The organism is Desulfovibrio sp. (assembly GCF_019422935.1).
Classification (GTDB): Bacteria; Desulfobacterota; Desulfovibrionia; order Desulfovibrionales; family Desulfovibrionaceae; genus Desulfovibrio.
The window spans coordinates 235889-252487 of sequence record NZ_JAHZCJ010000002.1 but is presented as its reverse complement, the minus strand read 5'-3'; the positions used below and the strand labels follow the sequence as shown (position 1 = coordinate 252487).

Below are 16599 nucleotides of genomic sequence, written 5' to 3'. Positions count from 1 at the left end.
TTGATCCAGTTACTTGTTCAGCTTTTCAGAAATAACTTCGCGTATGATCTTGTTCAGGCCGGGGAGGTCAGGCTTGGAAACCTGCCTGTCTGCCCCCACCTTTACGCCCTTTTCATACAGCGCATCGGTGATGAGCGAGGAGAACAGGATGATGGGCAGGGTGCTGAGGCCGGGGGTTTCACGGATTTTTGCCGTGAGCATGTGCCCGTCCATTTCCGGCATTTCAATGTCGGAAATAACCAGATGCACCACATCCGTAAGTTCCTTGCCCTTGGCCTGGGCTTCCTCACGGGTGTGCATCAAAAAATCCCAAGCGGCGCGTCCGCTGCCCACAGCCGTGACCTGAAAACCCGATTTTTCCAGCGACGACTGCATGACGTTGCGCAGCGAGCTTGAATCGTCAGCCACCAGCAGGTGGAACTGTCCGGCGCCTTCCACGGGGGTGGTGTCCACCTCAACCTGCGACATGTCCAGCGTGCTGTCGAGGCTGGCGAGGATTTTTTCCATGTCCAGAATAAAAAGCACGCGATCCTGAATGCGCAGAACTCCCGTGATGCTTTCGCGCGAGTAGGTCTGCACGTACTGGTTCGGCGGTTCAATGCGATCCCATGTCATGCGGTGGATGCTGGTGACGGAGGAGACCATAAACGCCGCCTGCACGCCGCTGAATTCGGTGACAATGACCTTGGTGTTTTCTTCCGTGGCCATTTCTTTGCCCAGCCATGAGGCAAGGTTCAATATGGGCAGCACCCTGCCGCGCAGATTGAACGTGCCAAGCACCGAGGGATCGCACTTGCTGGGCACGCTGGTGATATTGGGCAGGCGGATGATTTCAAGCACCTTGGCAACGTTGATGCCGTAATGCCCGCTGTAAACCTTGCCGTCCGGCTGCTTTTCATCAATGATAAATTCAATAATTTCGAGTTCGTTATTGCTAACGTTCAGCAAGCTGTTTTGCGACATGGCTTTCCATCCTGTGCTGCGGAAGGCGTGGCTTTCCACCGATATCGTGTGCTCCGTTTACGGGAACCGCTGTTGAGATGTATCGGCAGGATATGCATTCCCTTAAGGCCTTTGTTCAAAAACCTATTTGCGGCTCTTCGCGGGCCTGGCTGCCTTGGGCGGTTCACGCCGGGGGCAGAAGCCCAGCATTTCGCATGTGTCGCACTGGGGTTTGCGTGCATCGCATACTTCGCGCCCAAACCAGACCATGCGGTGGTTCACATCGCCCCACTCCTCGCGCGGAAAAAGTTTCATGAGGTCGCGCTCAATGGGTATGGGATCGGTTTCGTCCGTCAGCCCTAGGCGGTAAGCGATGCGTTTTACATGCGTATCGACCGCAAGCCCCTCATTGATGCCGTATGCGCCAAACAGCACCACATTGGCTGTTTTGCGGGCAACGCCGGGGATGGTGACGAGGTCTTCGATGCTTTTGGGAATCTGCCCGTCAAAAACATCACGCACTCGCCGCGCTGCCCCCAGCAGGTTTTTGGCCTTGCTGTGAAAAAATCCTGTGGGCCGGATGACGCTTTCCAGCTCTTCCAGCGGGGCCTCTGCCAGTGCGGCAGGGGTGGGCCAGCGGCGGAACAGCTCCGGCGTAACGGTATTCACCCTGGCATCTGTGCACTGCGCCGCCAGCACTGTGGCTACCAGCAGTTCCCATGCATTTTGGGCGTCCAGATGAGTGCGCGGGTGTGGATAGCGTTTTTGCAGGGCGGCAAGAACGTTCCGGGCCGTTGCCTGTGGGGATGATTTTACGCTCATGTCTTTTTATGCCACAGGGCGCGCACGCCCGCAAGCAAGGGCGCTGCGGGGCGAGGCGCGATTCGGCGTAACGGAATGCCCCACCGCCGTCTGGCTGCAGTATTGCGCCCTGTGTGCAGGGTTTGTTTTTTTTTCGGCTACGTGTAGCATGCCTTCATGGAACACAAGGAAAACAGCAAGGTTTTTCTGGTCTATATGACCACGCCCACCCCGGAGGAGGCGCTGACGCTCGCGCGCGAGCTGGTGCGTCTGCGGCTGGCCGCCGGGGTCAACATCGTGCCCGGCGCGCAGTCGGTTTACCGCTGGAAGGGCGAGGTGCACGAAGCCGGGGAATGCCTGCTGGTGGCCCAGGTGAGCGAAGCCGCATTGCCGGATTTGATGGCAAAGGCGCGCGCACTGCACAGTTATGAAGTTCCCTGCGTGGTCGCCATGCCCATTGCAGACGGCCATCAGCCTTTTTTGCGCTGGATTACAGAAAACAGTCTGCCGCCCACGGCCTGACCAACCTTCATCCGTCACGTCATCAAGAGGAAACTATGTCCATCTATGTTTCAGGATCACTGGCTTTTGACCGCATCATGACCTTCCCCGGCAGTTTTCAGGATCACATCCTGATGGACAAACTGCACATGATCAACGTGAGCTTCATGGTGGACGGCATGGATGAACGGCGCGGCGGCTGTGCGGGCAATATTGCCTATTCTCTGGCCCTGCTTGGCGAAAAGCCCACCATTGTTGCCGCCGCAGGGCGCGACTTTGGCCCTTACGCCATTGTGCTGGAAAATATGGGGCTGCCGCTGGATGGTATCCGCCGGGCGGAAGAAATCTTTACCGCCCTGTGCTACATCACCACCGACCTCAACAGCAACCAGATTACCGGTTTTTACCCCGGCGCCATGAGCCTCCCTGCCGATTACAGCTTCCCCGCCATTGATGCGGACAAGGACATTGCCATCATCTCCCCCGGCAATGTGGAAGACATGCGCCGCCTGCCGGGATTTTACCGCGAAAAGGGCGTTCCCTATATTTTCGACCCCGGCCAGCAGTTGCCCGTGCTCACCGGCAACGATCTGCTGGCGGCCATTGAAGGCTCCTTTGCCTGCATTACCAACGACTATGAACTGAACATGATCTGCAAGGCCACGGGCAAGAGCGAGGATGAACTTGTGGGCCGCACTCTGTGGCTTGTGACCACGCTCGGTGCCGACGGCGCGCTGGTGCGCGGCGCAGACGGCACAGAAACGCGCATTCCCGCTGTACCTCCCCGTCAGATCCTCGACCCCACAGGCGCGGGTGACGCGCACCGCGCGGGCCTGCTCAAGGGCCTGCTGCACGGCCTTTCCATGCCCGAAGCCGCCAAGCTCGGCTCGGTGAGCGCCAGCTTCTGCCTTGAAAAAATGGGCACGCAGGAGCACGAGTACTCGCCCGAAGTTTTTCGGCAGCGGTATGAATCCGTGTTTGGCCCCCTGCCCGAAGATATATTGGCTTAACCGGCGGGCCGCCCCTGCGGCAGATAATCCCAACGGGCTGTAAACCGGGAGCAAACCATGCAGAACAAGCTTCCTGATGGCATACGCGTTCTGTTTGTGGCTGGTTTCGGCCCGGTGGTGGCCAACCCGGACGCAAGCGGCAAGCTGTACAGAAAGGTGCTGGGCCTGCCCCTGCGCCATGAAGAAGGTTACGAAGGCTATTGGCATTCCCAGTGTCTGGAGGGAGTAAAACACTTCGCCCTCTGGCCGCTGGAAAAGGCCGCGCTCTCCTGCTTTGGCGAGGAGGTCTGGCCGGAGCGCCTGCCAGTGCCGCAGGCCTGGCTTGAGCTTGATGTGGAAGATATTGTTTCGGCCACGCGCATTCTTGAGCAGAACGGCTATGAGCTGCTCCTCCGGCTGAAGGAAGAACCATGGGGGCAGACCGTCACCAGATTCCTCAGCCCGGAGGGTATCCTCATGGCTGTTACGCACACGCCCTTTTTGCGCGAGGCGGCTTCGGCGGAGGAAACGGCCTGATCAGGGAGGCGGCATGTACTACATTGCGCTGGTGGTATTTGCGGGCTGCATTGTGGCCCTGCAACCTCCCATCAACGCGGCCTTGAGCCGCACGGTGGGGCTGCTGGAAAGCGGGCTTATTTCTTTTGCCATCGGCGCGATTTTTCTGGCTGTCCCGGTTCTGCTGATGGGGCGGGGCAGTGTATTCCGCGTAATTGAAACCCCTGTATGGCAGTGGGCTGGCGGGGTGCTGGGCGCGTTCATGGTCGTGAGCACAACCCTGGCCGCGCCGCGTATAGGCGTGCTGGCTACGCTGGTCGCCATGATTTTTGGCAACCTTGTTATGGCGGCCATCATCGACCACAACGGCTGGTTCGGCCTCAATGCCATCCCTTTTGACTGGCGCAGAATGCTTGGATTGGTGTTGGTGCTGGCGGGCATTGCCCTTGTGGTGCGCCGCTGATAATGCCTGCGGCGCGCGGCAGAAACCCCGCGTTGCAGCAAAAATAAGGGAAAGAAATGCACGTTGATGCAGTGCGGGAGTTTTTGGCCCGCCACGGTCTTGAAGGGGCATACCGGAAATTTGAAGTTTCAAGCGCCACCGTGGATCTGGCGGCTCAGGCCATTGGCTGCGAGCCGGGGCGCATTGCCAAGAGCCTGTCCATCAGCGTCAACGATGCTCCGCTGGTGCTCGTGGTCATGGGCACGGCCCGTTTGGACAACCGCAAGTTCAAGGACGCCTTTCACGCCAAGGCCCGTTTTATCAAGCCGGAAGATCTGGAGGCTCAGGTGGGGCACCCCATGGGCGGCGTCTGCCCCTTTGCCCTGCCCGAAGGTGTTGCCGTGTATCTGGGCGAAAGCCTCAGGCGCTATGATCCCGTGTACCCGGCTGCGGGCGCGCCCAACAATGCCGCCAGGCTCACTCTGGCGGAGCTGGAGCGGGTCACGGGCGGCGTGTGGGTGGACGTGTGCAAGAACGAAGAATCCTGATTTTTGCGCTGATGCGCCCGTGGGGTAAACCGTTGCGGCAGGTGCCGTGCGTGATCCCGCGGGCGCTGTATTTTTGACGCACCCTGCGGGCGGGCGGTTATATGCGGCCTGTTGCGCCAGAGCGCCCGCGATGGGCTGGTTTTATGGCGCTACTGCCCAAAACCGCCGCGTCGTCTGTGGCATCCGCCCACGCCGCAGCGTGTGCCGTGCCCGTCGCACAGTTCATAATCCCCGCCTTCAATGCGCAGCAGTTTGCCGTTCACCAGCGAATCTGCCAGTTTTTTGCGCGCTTCCGCATAGATGCTCTGCACGGTGGTGCGGGCAATGCGCATTTTTTCAGCGCAGGCCTCCTGATTCATGCCCTCAAGATCAATGAGGCGCACTGCCTCATATTCGTCCACGGTCATGATGACTTCCTGCCGCGCCTGCGGGGCGCTCTGCTCAAAGCCAGGCAGCGGCCCAAAATTGCGGTTTTCCGGCAGGCAGCAGACTTTGCGCCATTTTTTTGGTCTTGGCATGCAATCCTCTTTGGGCCGTCCGGCGATGGCGCGCTCAAAATGCACACACTGACCGGGCGGCCTTGCTCATTCATATGCGGACACTTTAGCCGTTATTGCCCGCCGCGTCACTGCCTGCTGCGGGGCCTGCGCCGCAGCTTTCTGCCTGACCTGCGGAGCCGTTGCCCTGCTGCATGCTGCGGCCCATGCCGCGACCCATACCACGCCCTTCGCCACGGCCCATGCCTTGGCCTGTTTCCTGCCCGCTCATGGCGCAGTTGCCGCCCCTGTTGCCGTGTCGTCGTCCGTGGCGGCAGCAGCGGCCTTGCCCCATGCTCCGTCCCATGCTCTGGCCCATATTCTGGCTTGCGTCCATTCCTTGATCTGCGGTCTGGCCTGCATCGTGCGTAGCGCCCATGCCGCGCCCAGCCGCGTTGGCAGCCTTGCCGCACTTGCCCATACCGCGCCCTGTGCGCGAACCCTTGCCCTCCGGCCCAGTGTGATCGAAACGAGGCATATTGTCCTCCTTGAGTTGTTGTTATTGACATATGTCATAAACAGGAGTATGTGTGTTTATGACATATGTCAATAACAAAAAATCAGGCAAGGCCAATTTGTCTGAAAAAAATGCTTCTGAAAGCAGTTCATCTTGAGAGGGCAAAGAATCATGAGTGATTGCAATCATCAGTGCGGATCCTGCGGCGAGCAGTGCAACGAGCGCAGCGATGGGCAGGAGGCGCAGGATTTTCGCGTTAAACCGCACCCCAAAAGTCGCGTTGGCAAGGTTATAGGCGTTGTCAGCGGAAAGGGCGGCGTGGGCAAGTCCCTGGTCACATCCCTGCTGGCCGTTGCCCTGACTAAACAGGACAAACACTGCGCCATTCTGGATGCGGACATCACCGGCCCTTCCATCCCGCGTGTGTTCGGCCTGACGGGCAAAGCCCATGTTGAGGGCGATGGCCTTGTGCCCGAGCGCAGCAAGGGCGGGGTGGACATCATGTCCATGAACCTGCTGCTGCCCGGCGATTCCGATGCCGTGCTCTGGCGCGGGCCCATCATTGCCGGCGCGGTCAAGCAGTTCTGGTCAGATGTTGTCTGGCGAGATGTGGACTATATGTTTGTGGACATGCCTCCAGGAACAGGCGATGTGCCGCTGACCGTGTTCCAGTCCCTGCCGGTGGACGGCATTGTGGTTGTGACCTCGCCGCAGGAGCTGGTGAGCATGATCGTGCAGAAAGCCATTGATATGGCGCGCCAGATGGATATTCCCATCCTTGGGTTGGTGGAGAACTATTCATATTTCAAATGCCCGGATAACAACAAGGAATACAAGATATTCGGCGAGAGCCATATTGATGCGGTGGCCCAGCGGCACGGCCTGAAGGTGCTTGCCCGCCTGCCCATTGATCCTGCCCTTGCGCAGGCCTGTGACAAGGGCGCCATCGAGGATGTTGACCAGCACTTCATGGACGGCGCCCTGGCCGTGATTTCACGGATGTAGGAGCCTGTGCCTTTTGGCATCTGTTGCGCATGGCCGCAGGGCATGGAAACCTTTGTACGGTTGCTCCAGCCTTGCGGCCATGCGCGTTTGCTGAATACGTAAAAAAAGGTGTATCTTTACCTTTGCTGCCATGTGTGCCTATGCTTGCCCAAACCAAGGAGCAACCATGCGTACATACCAACAATTCATCAACGGCAAATTGGTTTCCCCGACAGGCTTTGCAATGATTGAGGTGGAGAATCCCTCCACTGGCAAAATAATGGCCCAGACGCCCAACGGCGGGCGCGAGGACGGGCTGGCGGCGCTTGCAGCCGCGCACAGGGCACAGGATGCCTGGGCGGCGCTTCCGGCGGTGGCCCGCGCCGGGTATCTTAAAAAAATGGCGGATCTTATCCGCAAGCACAGGCTGGAGCTTGGGCGCATCCTCGCCGAAGAGCAGGCCAAAACCCATCCTCTGGCGCAGGTGGAGATCGACCTCACCGCAGAGTACTTTGACTACTATGCCGGATGGGCGCGCATCTATGAAGGCGAGATCATCCAGAGTGACCGCCCGCGCGAAAATATCCTGCTGTACCGCAAGCCAATTGGCGTTGTGGTGGGCATCTGCCCCTGGAACTTCCCCTTCTTTGTCATGGCGCGCAAGGTCGCCCCCTCTCTGCTGGTGGGCTGCACCACGGTTATCAAGCCCAGTAGTATTGCCCCGGCCACGGTCATGCATTTTGCCAACCTGCTCACGGAGCTGGACCTGCCCGCTGGCGTGGTAAACTTTGTCACGGGCGGCGGCAGTACTCTGGGCGAGGCTCTTTCCTCCAGCTCCATGACCGACATGGTCAGCCTGACAGGCAGCGTGGAGGCCGGGCAGCGCATCATCTCCGCAGGCGCGCAGAATATCACCAAGGTTTCGCTGGAACTGGGCGGCAAGGCCCCGGCCATTGTATGCGCCGATGCGGACATGGATCTGGCGGTCAAGGCCGTCACGGCCTCGCGCACGGTGTTCAGCGGGCAGGTGTGCAACTGCGCGGAGCGCCTCTACGTGCACGAAAGCGTGGCCGACATGTTCGCCGAAAAACTGGCGACTGCCTTTGCCGCCGTGCGGCTGGGCAATCCCTTTGACGATCCGGCCCCGGACATGTGCAGCCAGATCAGCGCCGAGCATCTTGAAAAGATCAGCGGCATGGTCAAGCGCGCGGAAGCGGACGGCGCGGAAGCCGTTGTCGGCGGCGCGCCAGCAGATCGCGATTCCGGCTACTTCTACACACCCACCTTGCTGCGCAACTGCAGACAGGACATGGAAATCGTGCGTGACGAAGTGTTTGGCCCTGTGCTGCCCATGATGACCTTCCACGATCTGGATGAAGCCCTAACCCTTGCCAACGACTGCGACTACGGTCTGACGTCCTCCATCTACACCACCAGCGTATCCACGGCCATGGAAGCGGTGAACCGCCTGAAGTTTGGCGAAACCTACGTGAACCGTGAAAACTTCGAGGCCATGCAGGGCTTCCATGCAGGCTGGCGCAAGTCGGGCATTGGCGGCGCGGACGGCAAGCACGGCCTCATGGAATACCTCCAGACTCATGTGGCCTATATTCAGTATTAACACATAATTGCAGGCATGCTAAAACAGACGAGGCCCCTCAGTGAGGGGCCTCGTCTGTTTTATATCAGGGGGCGGCTTTGTTTACTTGGTAAACAGAATCAGCGCCACCATCTTGAGATCCGTGGAGCCGGTATTGAGCAGGGCGTGGCTTTCGCCATCGTTGCACACGGTCACATCGCCAGCCTTGACGGGGGCCTCGACGCCGTTGTCGTTGTACATGCCTTCGCCTTCAAGGATGTAGTATATCTCGATTTCGCCATTGTGCTTGTGGTTGCCCACGGCACAGCCGGGCTTGAGGGTGCCGATGTTGAACAGGCGGCCTTTGCCAGCCAGCCCGTTTTCATCGACGATCTTGGTAAAGTGGACGGCGCCCGGCCCGCCAAAAAGTTCCTTTTCAAAGCATTCCAGAGCATCAGCGCGGTTGATCATGGTGTTCTCCTGTGGTTCGGGCGCGGATGCGCCGGTTAAAACTGGGCTGCAAGAGCGCGTTTCCCTGTTTTGCAAGGCCGCCCGCATGCCCGCGTGATAACCGGGCATTGCTGCGGCGATCATTCGCGCGGTAGGCGCTTAGTTGTTGTTCTCGTCGTCGTCCCCGTCATCGGGGGTAACGGCGGGCGCATTTTTGCCATCTGGCTTGCCTTTGGCCCCGGCAGGCAGAACCTTGCGCGGACGGCGCGGCGCACGCCTTCTGCCTGCACGCGGTTCTGTCGGCGGTTGGGGTGTCCTTGTGCGCGGCGGCAGTTCCTTGATGTTCACATCAAGCTGCGGGAAGGCGATTTCAATGCGTTGTTCACGGAATTCGCGTTCGATTTCCACGCGGATGTCCGAAGCCGTGGAAACAGACACGTCATAATCCCGCACCCAGAACTTCAGGCTGAAATCAAGCGTACTGGCCCCAAAATCCGCAAAGGCCACGCTCGGCGGGGGATATTTGAGCACGTTGCTGTTGGCGTTGGCAGTTGCCAGCAGGATTTTCATCACCGCATTGGCATCGGAGCCATAGGCCACGCCGACCTTGATTTCCCTGCGCACGGTGCGGCTGTTGCGCGTCCAGTTGATAAGACGGCTGGCCACAAATTCCGAGTTGGGGACAATAATCAGGGCATTGTCAAAGGTTTCCACCATGGTGGCGCGCACGCTGATTTTGCGCACACGCCCCTGGGTGCCGCCCACTTCCACCACATCGCCCGCTTGTAGGGTACGGCTGAAGATCAGTATCAGGCCCGACAGGAAGTTGTTGACGATGGTCTGCATGCCGAAACCGATACCAACAGAAAGACCACCGGCTACCATGGCAAGGTTGCTCAGCTCCATGCCCACGGCGCGCAGGGCGAACAGGCCGAAGCAGCACCACAGCGCATAGGTAAAGGCCGTCTGCATGGGCGGAATGAGCGTGGCATCGATAGCCAGCCCCTGCTTGGGCAGGCGTGCCAGAAAACGCGAACCCATGGCAACTGCCGTGCGCGTGAGGTAGAACATGGTGATGATAAGCAGCAGGTGTACAACGTTGAACTGCGTAGCGCCCACATTGACGCCGCGCAGAACATAATGCTGGAGCAGGTACATGCCGCCGGGCAATGTGCCGACCCACTGCGAAACACCCACAAAGGCCGCAACCAGCACCACAGGGGCGGAGAGCGCCACGGCAAGGTGAGCAAGGGCTGCGCGCACGCCTTCCTGAGGCAGCTTGTCATTGAGGCTGCTGACAAGAGCCATGCCGCCCATGCAGAGTTGCAGGGCCAGCGAGCAGGAAACAAAGAGCAGATACAGCACCATACTGTAGATGTGCAGCCCGGACAGGGTCAGCACAAGGCATATCCACAGCACAATGGGTTCGCATTCAAGCACACTGGTTTCCACATGCATGGGGCCAAGATCAAGCTTGGGCCTGCGGTGCTGCCGCACGATGGAAATGATGACGATGCACAGCCAGATAACCAGCACCAGAGGTTTGGTCAGCGGCAGGTAGAGCAGCACGTACGAACACAGCGTTGGCTGAATGAGTATCCAGAAGGGCGGCTTTTGGCGCGGTACCTCGGGGTATTTCAGCAGGCGCAGGTCCCATGCCAGATGTATTTGGGCCACAATGAGGCACAAGTTGCCCAGGGCCAGAAACAGGCGAAAGAACTCGCCGGATGCGGACATGGAACTGCCAAGGAGTGCCAGCCCCACACACAGCCAGGGCAGACTGACGCGGAAAACATGCCGCAGGGTGCTGTTTTCGTCCTTGTCCTGCGCGGCCCAGCGGCGGTACAGCAACACGGTGAGCACGCCGGTAAGCAGCAGGCCGAGGATAAAGCGCAGCACTGCCGTGCCCCAGCGCTCAAGCGTGACGGGAACTTCCACCGGCAGGCGCAGGATCATGCCCTGAACGGAATAGTGCATCTGCCGCCCAAAGTCGGCCCATGCATCGGGGCTGAGCCAGGGCACCGGGCTTTGCAGATAATAGTTTTTCCACAGCAGGGGGATCTGGGCGTTGATTTCTTCCTGCATCTTTTCCAGCCGCTTGATAAGCGCCAGAGCAGGAGCAAGGGCCGAGTCGTACTGGGCCAGCACGGCTGTAAGGCGCAGACGGGTGAGCGCCAGCGTTTTGCCGTATTCCTGCATTTCCGGGCTAAGGCTGCCATCGTGCAGGTCTTCAGGCATGCTGTCGGCCAGATAGCCCACGCGTTCCAGCAGGGCCTGGGCTTCGCTGCGCGCAACCAGCACAGGGTCAAGCACCTTGCGCAGATCAAGCACCGTGGCCGTGATGCGCCGGCTGACAGCCTCAACGGGATTGGGCCAGTTTTTATACGTATTGAGCAGCACCAGCAGACGCCGCGCTTCTTCCATAAATGGCTGAACCTTCTGGCTCAGATTGGTTGACCGCTGGGCAAAGGTATCACCCATGGCCGTGGCCTTCTGGGTGATTTCATCAAGCATGGCCTTTTGCCCGCTCCAGACCATTTCCCACGGATCGCGCAGGGGCAGGGTGGCGATGGCGGGTTCTTCGTTGGTGTCAACCTTGGATTCAGCCTTGTCGTCCGCCTTTTGGTCCGCTTTTGCGTCCGCCTTGGCGTCGGCTTTGCCATCAGATTTGGCATCGGTTTTGGCGGCGGGCTTGTCGGCCTTGTCGGGCTTTTCTGCTTTGTCCGCCTTGTCGCCCTTGGGGGCGTCCTGTTTGGCGGCATCGGGCTTGGCAGTGTCAGGCTTGGAAGTATCCTGTTTGGCGGTGGGGGTCGGTTCCGCCGCAAATACGGCGGGAGAGGCCAGGGCACAGCACAGGGTCAATAAAAGGGCGGTTATCAGCAATTTGGGTGCGTGCATGGAATCCTCAGATTACAGTCGGTTGTCCCTGAAGGTGGATGCCCTTCCATACGTCAAGAAAGGCCGTTTGAAAAGGCCGTGGTCTTTACAAGGGGCCGGACGGGCGGCATAGTCCGGGCATGGAAAACAGCACAAATACCCCGCCAGCCGGGCTGGAAAACAGCTCTGTGCCCGCCCCGGCTTCACTGCCCGTGGCCTTGTTGCAGCAAGAGGATTACCATGATCCCGGCTTGGGCAGGGCTGTGGGCGAAGTCATGGACGCTGCCCGTCTGACGGAGCTTTGCCCCCTGCGCCCCGGTGCGCGTGTGCTGGTAAAGCCCAACCTCCTGCTGGCAAAACCTCTGGCTTGCGTTTCGCCGCAGGTTGTGGCCGCCGTATGCGCCTGGCTTATGGATCACGGCGCTCGGGTGCGCGTGGCGGATTCGCCGGGTTTTGGGCGTGCGGCTTCCGTGGCGAGGGCTGTGGGGCTTGAGGCGGCTTTGCGTCCTCTGGGCCTTGAAGTTGAAGAGATCGGCCCTGCGGAGGCGATGCCCCTGCCCCTTGAGGGCGAAGCGGCGCAAAAGGCAGGTTTGCAAGCGGGCGGATCGCGCTTTCATGTGGCGCGTCTGGCGCTAGAGAGCGATTTTATTGTGTCGGTTCCCAGGGTAAAGGCCCATGCGCAGATGCTGGTGACGCTCTCCGTCAAAAACTGTTTTGGTTGCGTGCAGGGCCTGCACAAGGCTTTTGCCCACGCTCGCGAGGGGCGCGACCCCCTGTTTTTTGCCGACTGCCTTGCCGCGCTGTGGGCGGCCTTGCCCCCTGTTGCCGCAGTGGCGGACGGCGTTACGGCCATGCACGTTACAGGGCCGAGCAACGGCAGCCCTTATGCACTGGGTGTGGTCGGGGCCAGCGCCTCTGCCGTGGCTCTGGACGAAGCGCTGTATGCCGTATTGGGCCTTGCGCCGCAGAATGTGCCTCTGGGTGCGGCCCTGTGCCGCCGCCAGGCCTGGGGCAGCGCCCCGGCAGAAGGGCATGACGGCATTCGGGCTGTCTTTCCCCTGCGAAGCCCCGGGGATTTTTCATCCGAAGGATTTCAGTTGCCAGCGGAGCTTTCGCACACGTCCTTTCATCCTGCCCGCTTTGTACACAGTTGTTTTCGCCGCATTGTTGCGGCGTTCAGAAAATAGCCGCCAAGGAGCCTCATATGCCCAGAATCCTGCCTGGAGAAACGGATATTTATGCCATCACGGATGCCGGTCTTTCACTGGGAAGGCCGCTTGAAGAAGTCGTTTCCGCCCTCATGGGCGCGGGCGTGCGCATTTTGCAGTATCGCGAAAAAAAGCTGAAATCCGGGGCCATGCTGGAAGAATGCCGCCTGTTGCGGCGGCTGACCAGGGAGGCCGGGGCCTGCTTTATCGTCAACGATCACGTGGACATCGCCATGTTGGTGCAGGCCGATGGCGTACATGTGGGGCAGGAGGATCTGCCTGTTCCCGATGTGCGCAGCCTCGTGGGGTCGGAAATGATCATCGGCCTTTCCACCCACCTGCCGGAGCAGGCCCGCGAAGCACGCCGCCTTGGCGCGGACTACATCGGCGTGGGGCCGATTTTTGCCACCAACACCAAGGAAGATGTAGTCGATCCCGTAGGGTACGAGTATCTGGATTGGGTTGCCCGCAATGGGGATTTGCCCTTTGTGGCCATTGGCGGCATCAAGCGGCATAACATTGCGGAAGTCGCGCGGCACGGCGCGCGCTGCTGCTCGCTCGTAAGCGAACTGGTCGGCGCGCCCGACATCCGCACCAGAGTGGAAGATGTGCGCAAGACCATGCGTGAAGGCATGGTGGGGTAGGGCCTGTTTCTAAATAATTCTTTTGGCCGATCACTGCGTCATCCAGCATTTTTTACTCCAGTCATGGACAAAAAGCGCTGCTGTCTTTATCCGTAGCTTCCTGCATCGCAACGGCTAAAGCGAGTCCACTCCTGTCGTAAAAAACACTGTTTTCCTTGTCCTCGGCGCAAAATATTTTATCTAGAAACAGCCCCTAGATGTAATATTCCAATAGGTTGTTCACCCTCCCTAAATCGGTAAAGCTGGAGTTATCAGACAACAAACCGAGTGAAGGGAAGGGTGAACAACGTGTTGACATTCTACACCTGGAGCGGGCCAGCCCCAAAAAAAGTGGCGGCACACGCTGTTGCGTATGCCGCCACCTATGATTCTGAACGCACGGTGCGCTATTGCAGCGCCTGACCCACTGCCCTGTGATAGCCGCGCATGCGGCGGCTTTCAAGGCGTGAGCGTTGCAACTGCGACCTGATTTCGCTGTGCGCCCTGGTGGCAAGTTCCGTCAGCTGATCCTGCACACGGGCCAGTTCAATCAGGTGAGTTCTGTACTGGTCGGCCTGGCTGTCTTCCAGCATGTGCCAGGCCATACTGGTCACTTCGCCTCGCCTTTCGGCAAGTTCGACCGCCCTGTCGTACGCGCCGTCTTCCAGTGCCGCCATTTCCAGGCGGGCAAGGTTCAGCGCTTCATCAAGAAGGCATACTCCCTGATTCATGCAAGCTCCTGAGGCCTATTGGGCCATGTGTTCGGCAACCTGCTTGTGCAGAATCTCGCTGGTGGCGCGCCAATCGTCGCACAGCGGGATGAATTCATATTCAAGCAGGTCAGCCAGAAGAATCCAGTCTTCGTTTTCCAGCACGTCGCCCATTTCAGAAAGCAGGCTGGAAAATTTTTCGGTCTTTTCGGCAAAATCGGGCAGAGCGCCATCCGTGAAGTTGGTGCGCAGTTCGCCCAGCATGCCCATGAAGTCGCGGGTCACGTCCAGCAGATCCTGAAAAAGTTCCAGGGCGTCCGTGTCGGAGGCGGCGCGGAACAACCGGGCCACTTCGCGCGAGCCGTGGGCCATCATCTGGGCGACCTTGCCCAATTCGGCGGACATATCCACAGCCATTTCAGCCATGGGCACGGAGCGCACCTCAATGGAAGAAATTTCGGAGCAGGCGATGTCTTCGGCCTGATGCGGATAGATCTCGGAAAACGCTTCGTTGTTTACCAGAACGTCCGTTACCACGCGGTTGACCATCTGGTCTTCCTGCATGACATCCTTGAGCAGTTCCTCAAGGTTGGCAAAGGCAGAAATACTTTTTTCGCTTTGTGAGCCGTCTATGATTATCATTCCAGTTCCCTCCTCTCCCCACAGGGAAGATTTTACCGTAATGTGTTCTGAGTATATTTAAGCAAATGACGTGCCATCGGTAAATTTATGGCGCCAGATAACGAAATGCGCGCCAAACTGGGCAGTAAGCTCCAGCAGGTCGTCCAGCCGGTCGCCGCGTTCCTGGCGCAACTCGCGCCAGAAGGCTCCCAGTGAACGCAGCTCTGGGCAGGCGTCAAAAACCGTTTGCAGGCGTTCGCAATTACGCAAGAATAATTGTCCGGCCTTGGGACTCCTGCCCAGCAGTTGCCCTTGTTGGGTAAGCATTTCAAAAAGTTGTGCGGCCTGCTCCAGCGATGCCGCCATGCGTTGCGTAAATTCGGCAGAAAATGCGCCCGTCGGGCTGTCCGCATGCGCGGTGCCGGGTGCAGATGCTGAAGGGGCGTTTTTTTCAGGCTGGCGGGTATCCGCGCTCTGTTGCTCCTCCGCTGCGGGCCGGGCGGCATCGTCTAGTTCGTCAAGTATCTGACGCCAGAAAATCCGCTGCTGCGCAAGCCATAAGCTGCGATCTTCGGCGGCGTGCTCCGTAAGGCAGCGCACGGTCATAAAGCCCTTGTCGTCCTGCTCCGTCAGCCATACGCGGGCCTCGCTCTCCACAAGGTCAAGCGGGGCGGCATCCCATCGTCCAGCGTCAAGCCATGACAGGGCGAGGGATTCCACGCTCCGGGGGCTGATGTGCGTCACGCATGCCAGATTATTGGGGCAGGGGCGGCCAAAGGGGCAGGGATGGCAGGGCAGGGCAGGTTCCAGACAGCAGCAGCCGGGCAGATAGGGGCCCGTGTCGCAGGGCTGGGCTGTGGCAAGGAATATGGCCAGGCTGGGCACTCCAAGACCGGCAGCAAGATGCATGGTGCCGGTATCGTTGGTAAACAGCAATTTTGACCGGCGCAGCAATGCCGCCAGTTGGGTGAGGCTGGTTTTGCCCACGGCATCCACCCAATGGCCTTGGGCAGCCTGGGCATAGGCCTCGGCTAGCGGGCGTTCGGCAGGTGAGCCAAGCAGCACCGGGCAGAGCTTGCGCTCGCGCCACAGACGATCGCCCACCTTTGCAAAAAAATGTGCGGGCCACTGCCGCCGTGTTTCGCTTGCGCCCAGTTGCATGGTCACAAAACCGCATGTCTCCGGCGGAGCCTCGGCAAGCAGGGCGTCCGCCGCATCCAGGGCTTCCTGCGGCGGATCGGCCAACCTTTGGCGAGTCTGCACGGCTGAGGCTGATTGAGTGTGCGGCGCGCCCACCATGCGGAACATATCTGCAATATTAAAGGGAGCACTCAGGCGGTTTGTAGCACCGCTGTTCAGAAATGTGGACCAGATACCCCTGTTTTGCCCAAATCCGTGCGCGTCAAGGCAGAAACCGCGAATTTCGGCCAGTCCGTCCGTATGTCCGCCAGCCAGCAGGCCAGTGAGCAGCCGCGCAGGCAGGGTTGTGGTCAGGTTGACAATGCAGTCGGGCCTGGCCTCGCTCCTGACGGCGCGGGCAAATTCCAGCAGAAGGGCCGTTGCGATGCGCCAATCCTTGTCCATGTCGGCCATGAGCCGCGCGCCGGGCAGGGGCCAGGTGCGTTCCACATGGCGCAGCAAGGGCTGGGCGCTGGAAAAATTGTCCAGACACACCAGATGCACGGTCTGGCCCTGACGATGCAGATCTTCAATGAGGGGCTGGCATTGCAGCAGGTCGCCAAATCGCGTCAGGTTGATGACCAGTGTGGTGCCTGAGCGGTCAGCCGCAGAGCAGGTGGTCTCCATTGCTTGGCC

The 16599-nt window shown here is 59.6% G+C and carries 18 protein-coding genes; 9 read left to right on the top strand and 9 right to left on the bottom strand.

All coding sequences use genetic code 11. The features are described from left to right. Positions 1 to 9 precede the first annotated feature (9 nt). Positions 10 to 963, bottom strand: a complete 954-nt coding sequence (locus QZ383_RS04240; RefSeq protein WP_291443319.1) for a chemotaxis protein — start codon at positions 961 to 963, stop codon at positions 10 to 12. Positions 964 to 1086: 123 nt separating this feature from the next. Further along, a complete protein-coding gene (gene nth, locus QZ383_RS04235) occupies positions 1087 to 1764 on the bottom strand; it encodes an endonuclease III (RefSeq protein WP_291443317.1) in 678 nt (225 codons plus the stop codon). A gap of 156 nt (positions 1765 to 1920) precedes the next feature. Between nth and cutA the strand changes: the two genes are divergently transcribed. Genes cutA through QZ383_RS04210 form a run of 5 tightly spaced genes read left to right on the top strand, consistent with a single transcriptional unit; the run spans position 1921 to position 4739 of the window. After that, positions 1921 to 2265 (top strand): divalent-cation tolerance protein CutA, encoded by a 345-nt coding sequence (gene cutA / locus QZ383_RS04230; protein WP_291443315.1) that lies wholly within the window; start codon positions 1921 to 1923, stop codon positions 2263 to 2265. Between the two features lie 35 nt (positions 2266 to 2300). Further along, entirely contained in the window at positions 2301 to 3254 is a 954-nt protein-coding gene (locus QZ383_RS04225; protein WP_291443314.1) for a carbohydrate kinase family protein, read from the top strand. A gap of 57 nt (positions 3255 to 3311) precedes the next feature. Continuing rightward, positions 3312 to 3770: a VOC family protein gene (locus QZ383_RS04220; protein ID WP_291443312.1), complete on the top strand. Its 459-nt coding sequence runs from the start codon at positions 3312 to 3314 to the stop codon at positions 3768 to 3770. Positions 3771 to 3783: 13 nt separating this feature from the next. After that, positions 3784 to 4212, top strand: coding sequence for a DMT family transporter (locus tag QZ383_RS04215; RefSeq protein ID WP_291443310.1), 429 nt, complete (start codon positions 3784 to 3786; stop codon positions 4210 to 4212). Positions 4213 to 4268: 56 nt separating this feature from the next. Then, complete coding sequence (locus QZ383_RS04210; RefSeq protein WP_291443309.1) at positions 4269 to 4739, top strand: YbaK/EbsC family protein; 471 nt, start codon at positions 4269 to 4271, stop codon at positions 4737 to 4739. A 149-nt stretch (positions 4740 to 4888) separates the two neighbouring features. Here the strand turns inward: QZ383_RS04210 and QZ383_RS04205 are convergent, their stop codons facing one another. After that, positions 4889 to 5257: a DUF134 domain-containing protein gene (locus tag QZ383_RS04205; protein WP_291443308.1), complete on the bottom strand. Its 369-nt coding sequence runs from the start codon at positions 5255 to 5257 to the stop codon at positions 4889 to 4891. A gap of 85 nt (positions 5258 to 5342) precedes the next feature. Continuing rightward, complete coding sequence (locus tag QZ383_RS04200; protein ID WP_291443307.1) at positions 5343 to 5753, bottom strand: DUF5320 domain-containing protein; 411 nt, start codon at positions 5751 to 5753, stop codon at positions 5343 to 5345. 150 nt (positions 5754 to 5903) lie between these two features. Between QZ383_RS04200 and QZ383_RS04195 the strand changes: the two genes are divergently transcribed. Both QZ383_RS04195 and aldA read left to right on the top strand, forming a co-directional pair. Beyond that, the gene (locus QZ383_RS04195; RefSeq protein ID WP_291443304.1) at positions 5904 to 6737 is read left to right on the top strand and encodes an Mrp/NBP35 family ATP-binding protein; all 834 of its coding nucleotides are present in this window, start codon (positions 5904 to 5906) and stop codon (positions 6735 to 6737) included. Positions 6738 to 6903: 166 nt separating this feature from the next. After that, positions 6904 to 8337: an aldehyde dehydrogenase gene (gene aldA / locus QZ383_RS04190; protein ID WP_291443302.1), complete on the top strand. Its 1434-nt coding sequence runs from the start codon at positions 6904 to 6906 to the stop codon at positions 8335 to 8337. Positions 8338 to 8418: 81 nt separating this feature from the next. Here the strand turns inward: aldA and QZ383_RS04185 are convergent, their stop codons facing one another. Continuing rightward, a complete protein-coding gene (locus QZ383_RS04185) occupies positions 8419 to 8766 on the bottom strand; it encodes a cupin domain-containing protein (RefSeq protein ID WP_291443300.1) in 348 nt (115 codons plus the stop codon). A 138-nt stretch (positions 8767 to 8904) separates the two neighbouring features. Then, entirely contained in the window at positions 8905 to 11643 is a 2739-nt protein-coding gene (locus QZ383_RS04180; protein ID WP_291443298.1) for a mechanosensitive ion channel domain-containing protein, read from the bottom strand. A 119-nt stretch (positions 11644 to 11762) separates the two neighbouring features. Between QZ383_RS04180 and QZ383_RS04175 the strand changes: the two genes are divergently transcribed. Continuing rightward, positions 11763 to 12809 carry a DUF362 domain-containing protein gene (locus QZ383_RS04175; RefSeq protein ID WP_291443296.1) on the top strand — a complete coding sequence of 349 codons (1047 nt, stop codon included), beginning with the start codon at positions 11763 to 11765 and terminating at the stop codon, positions 12807 to 12809. Between the two features lie 17 nt (positions 12810 to 12826). After that, positions 12827 to 13474: a thiamine phosphate synthase gene (gene thiE / locus QZ383_RS04170; protein ID WP_291443295.1), complete on the top strand. Its 648-nt coding sequence runs from the start codon at positions 12827 to 12829 to the stop codon at positions 13472 to 13474. Positions 13475 to 13860: 386 nt separating this feature from the next. Here the strand turns inward: thiE and QZ383_RS04165 are convergent, their stop codons facing one another. Genes QZ383_RS04165 through QZ383_RS04155 form a run of 3 tightly spaced genes read right to left on the bottom strand, consistent with a single transcriptional unit; the run spans position 13861 to position 16590 of the window. Next, positions 13861 to 14184, bottom strand: coding sequence for a hypothetical protein (locus QZ383_RS04165; protein WP_192112181.1), 324 nt, complete (start codon positions 14182 to 14184; stop codon positions 13861 to 13863). A gap of 15 nt (positions 14185 to 14199) precedes the next feature. Then, positions 14200 to 14805 carry a hypothetical protein gene (locus QZ383_RS04160; RefSeq protein ID WP_291443293.1) on the bottom strand — a complete coding sequence of 202 codons (606 nt, stop codon included), beginning with the start codon at positions 14803 to 14805 and terminating at the stop codon, positions 14200 to 14202. Between the two features lie 57 nt (positions 14806 to 14862). Then, the gene (locus QZ383_RS04155) at positions 14863 to 16590 is read right to left on the bottom strand and encodes a glycosyltransferase family 9 protein (protein WP_291443291.1); all 1728 of its coding nucleotides are present in this window, start codon (positions 16588 to 16590) and stop codon (positions 14863 to 14865) included. Positions 16591 to 16599: the final 9 nt, after the last annotated feature.

Excerpts from the sequence above, each read along its gene's own strand:
- nth (WP_291443317.1), bottom strand. The coding sequence starts at position 1,764 with ATGAGCGTAAAATCATCCCCACAGGCAACGGCCCGGAACGTTCTTGCC.
- QZ383_RS04205 (WP_291443308.1), bottom strand. The coding sequence starts at position 5,257 with ATGCCAAGACCAAAAAAATGGCGCAAAGTCTGCTGCCTGCCGGAAAAC.
- QZ383_RS04210 (WP_291443309.1), top strand. The coding sequence starts at position 4,269 with ATGCACGTTGATGCAGTGCGGGAGTTTTTGGCCCGCCACGGTCTTGAA.
- cutA (WP_291443315.1), top strand. The coding sequence starts at position 1,921 with ATGGAACACAAGGAAAACAGCAAGGTTTTTCTGGTCTATATGACCACG.
- thiE (WP_291443295.1), top strand. The coding sequence starts at position 12,827 with ATGCCCAGAATCCTGCCTGGAGAAACGGATATTTATGCCATCACGGAT.
- QZ383_RS04155 (WP_291443291.1), bottom strand. The coding sequence starts at position 16,590 with ATGGAGACCACCTGCTCTGCGGCTGACCGCTCAGGCACCACACTGGTC.
- QZ383_RS04160 (WP_291443293.1), bottom strand. The coding sequence starts at position 14,805 with ATGATAATCATAGACGGCTCACAAAGCGAAAAAAGTATTTCTGCCTTT.
- QZ383_RS04185 (WP_291443300.1), bottom strand. The coding sequence starts at position 8,766 with ATGATCAACCGCGCTGATGCTCTGGAATGCTTTGAAAAGGAACTTTTT.
- QZ383_RS04175 (WP_291443296.1), top strand. The coding sequence starts at position 11,763 with ATGGAAAACAGCACAAATACCCCGCCAGCCGGGCTGGAAAACAGCTCT.
- QZ383_RS04240 (WP_291443319.1), bottom strand. The coding sequence starts at position 963 with ATGTCGCAAAACAGCTTGCTGAACGTTAGCAATAACGAACTCGAAATT.
- QZ383_RS04225 (WP_291443314.1), top strand. The coding sequence starts at position 2,301 with ATGTCCATCTATGTTTCAGGATCACTGGCTTTTGACCGCATCATGACC.
- QZ383_RS04200 (WP_291443307.1), bottom strand. The coding sequence starts at position 5,753 with ATGCCTCGTTTCGATCACACTGGGCCGGAGGGCAAGGGTTCGCGCACA.
- aldA (WP_291443302.1), top strand. The coding sequence starts at position 6,904 with ATGCGTACATACCAACAATTCATCAACGGCAAATTGGTTTCCCCGACA.
- QZ383_RS04165 (WP_192112181.1), bottom strand. The coding sequence starts at position 14,184 with ATGAATCAGGGAGTATGCCTTCTTGATGAAGCGCTGAACCTTGCCCGC.
- QZ383_RS04180 (WP_291443298.1), bottom strand. The coding sequence starts at position 11,643 with ATGCACGCACCCAAATTGCTGATAACCGCCCTTTTATTGACCCTGTGC.
- QZ383_RS04195 (WP_291443304.1), top strand. The coding sequence starts at position 5,904 with ATGAGTGATTGCAATCATCAGTGCGGATCCTGCGGCGAGCAGTGCAAC.
- QZ383_RS04215 (WP_291443310.1), top strand. The coding sequence starts at position 3,784 with ATGTACTACATTGCGCTGGTGGTATTTGCGGGCTGCATTGTGGCCCTG.
- QZ383_RS04220 (WP_291443312.1), top strand. The coding sequence starts at position 3,312 with ATGCAGAACAAGCTTCCTGATGGCATACGCGTTCTGTTTGTGGCTGGT.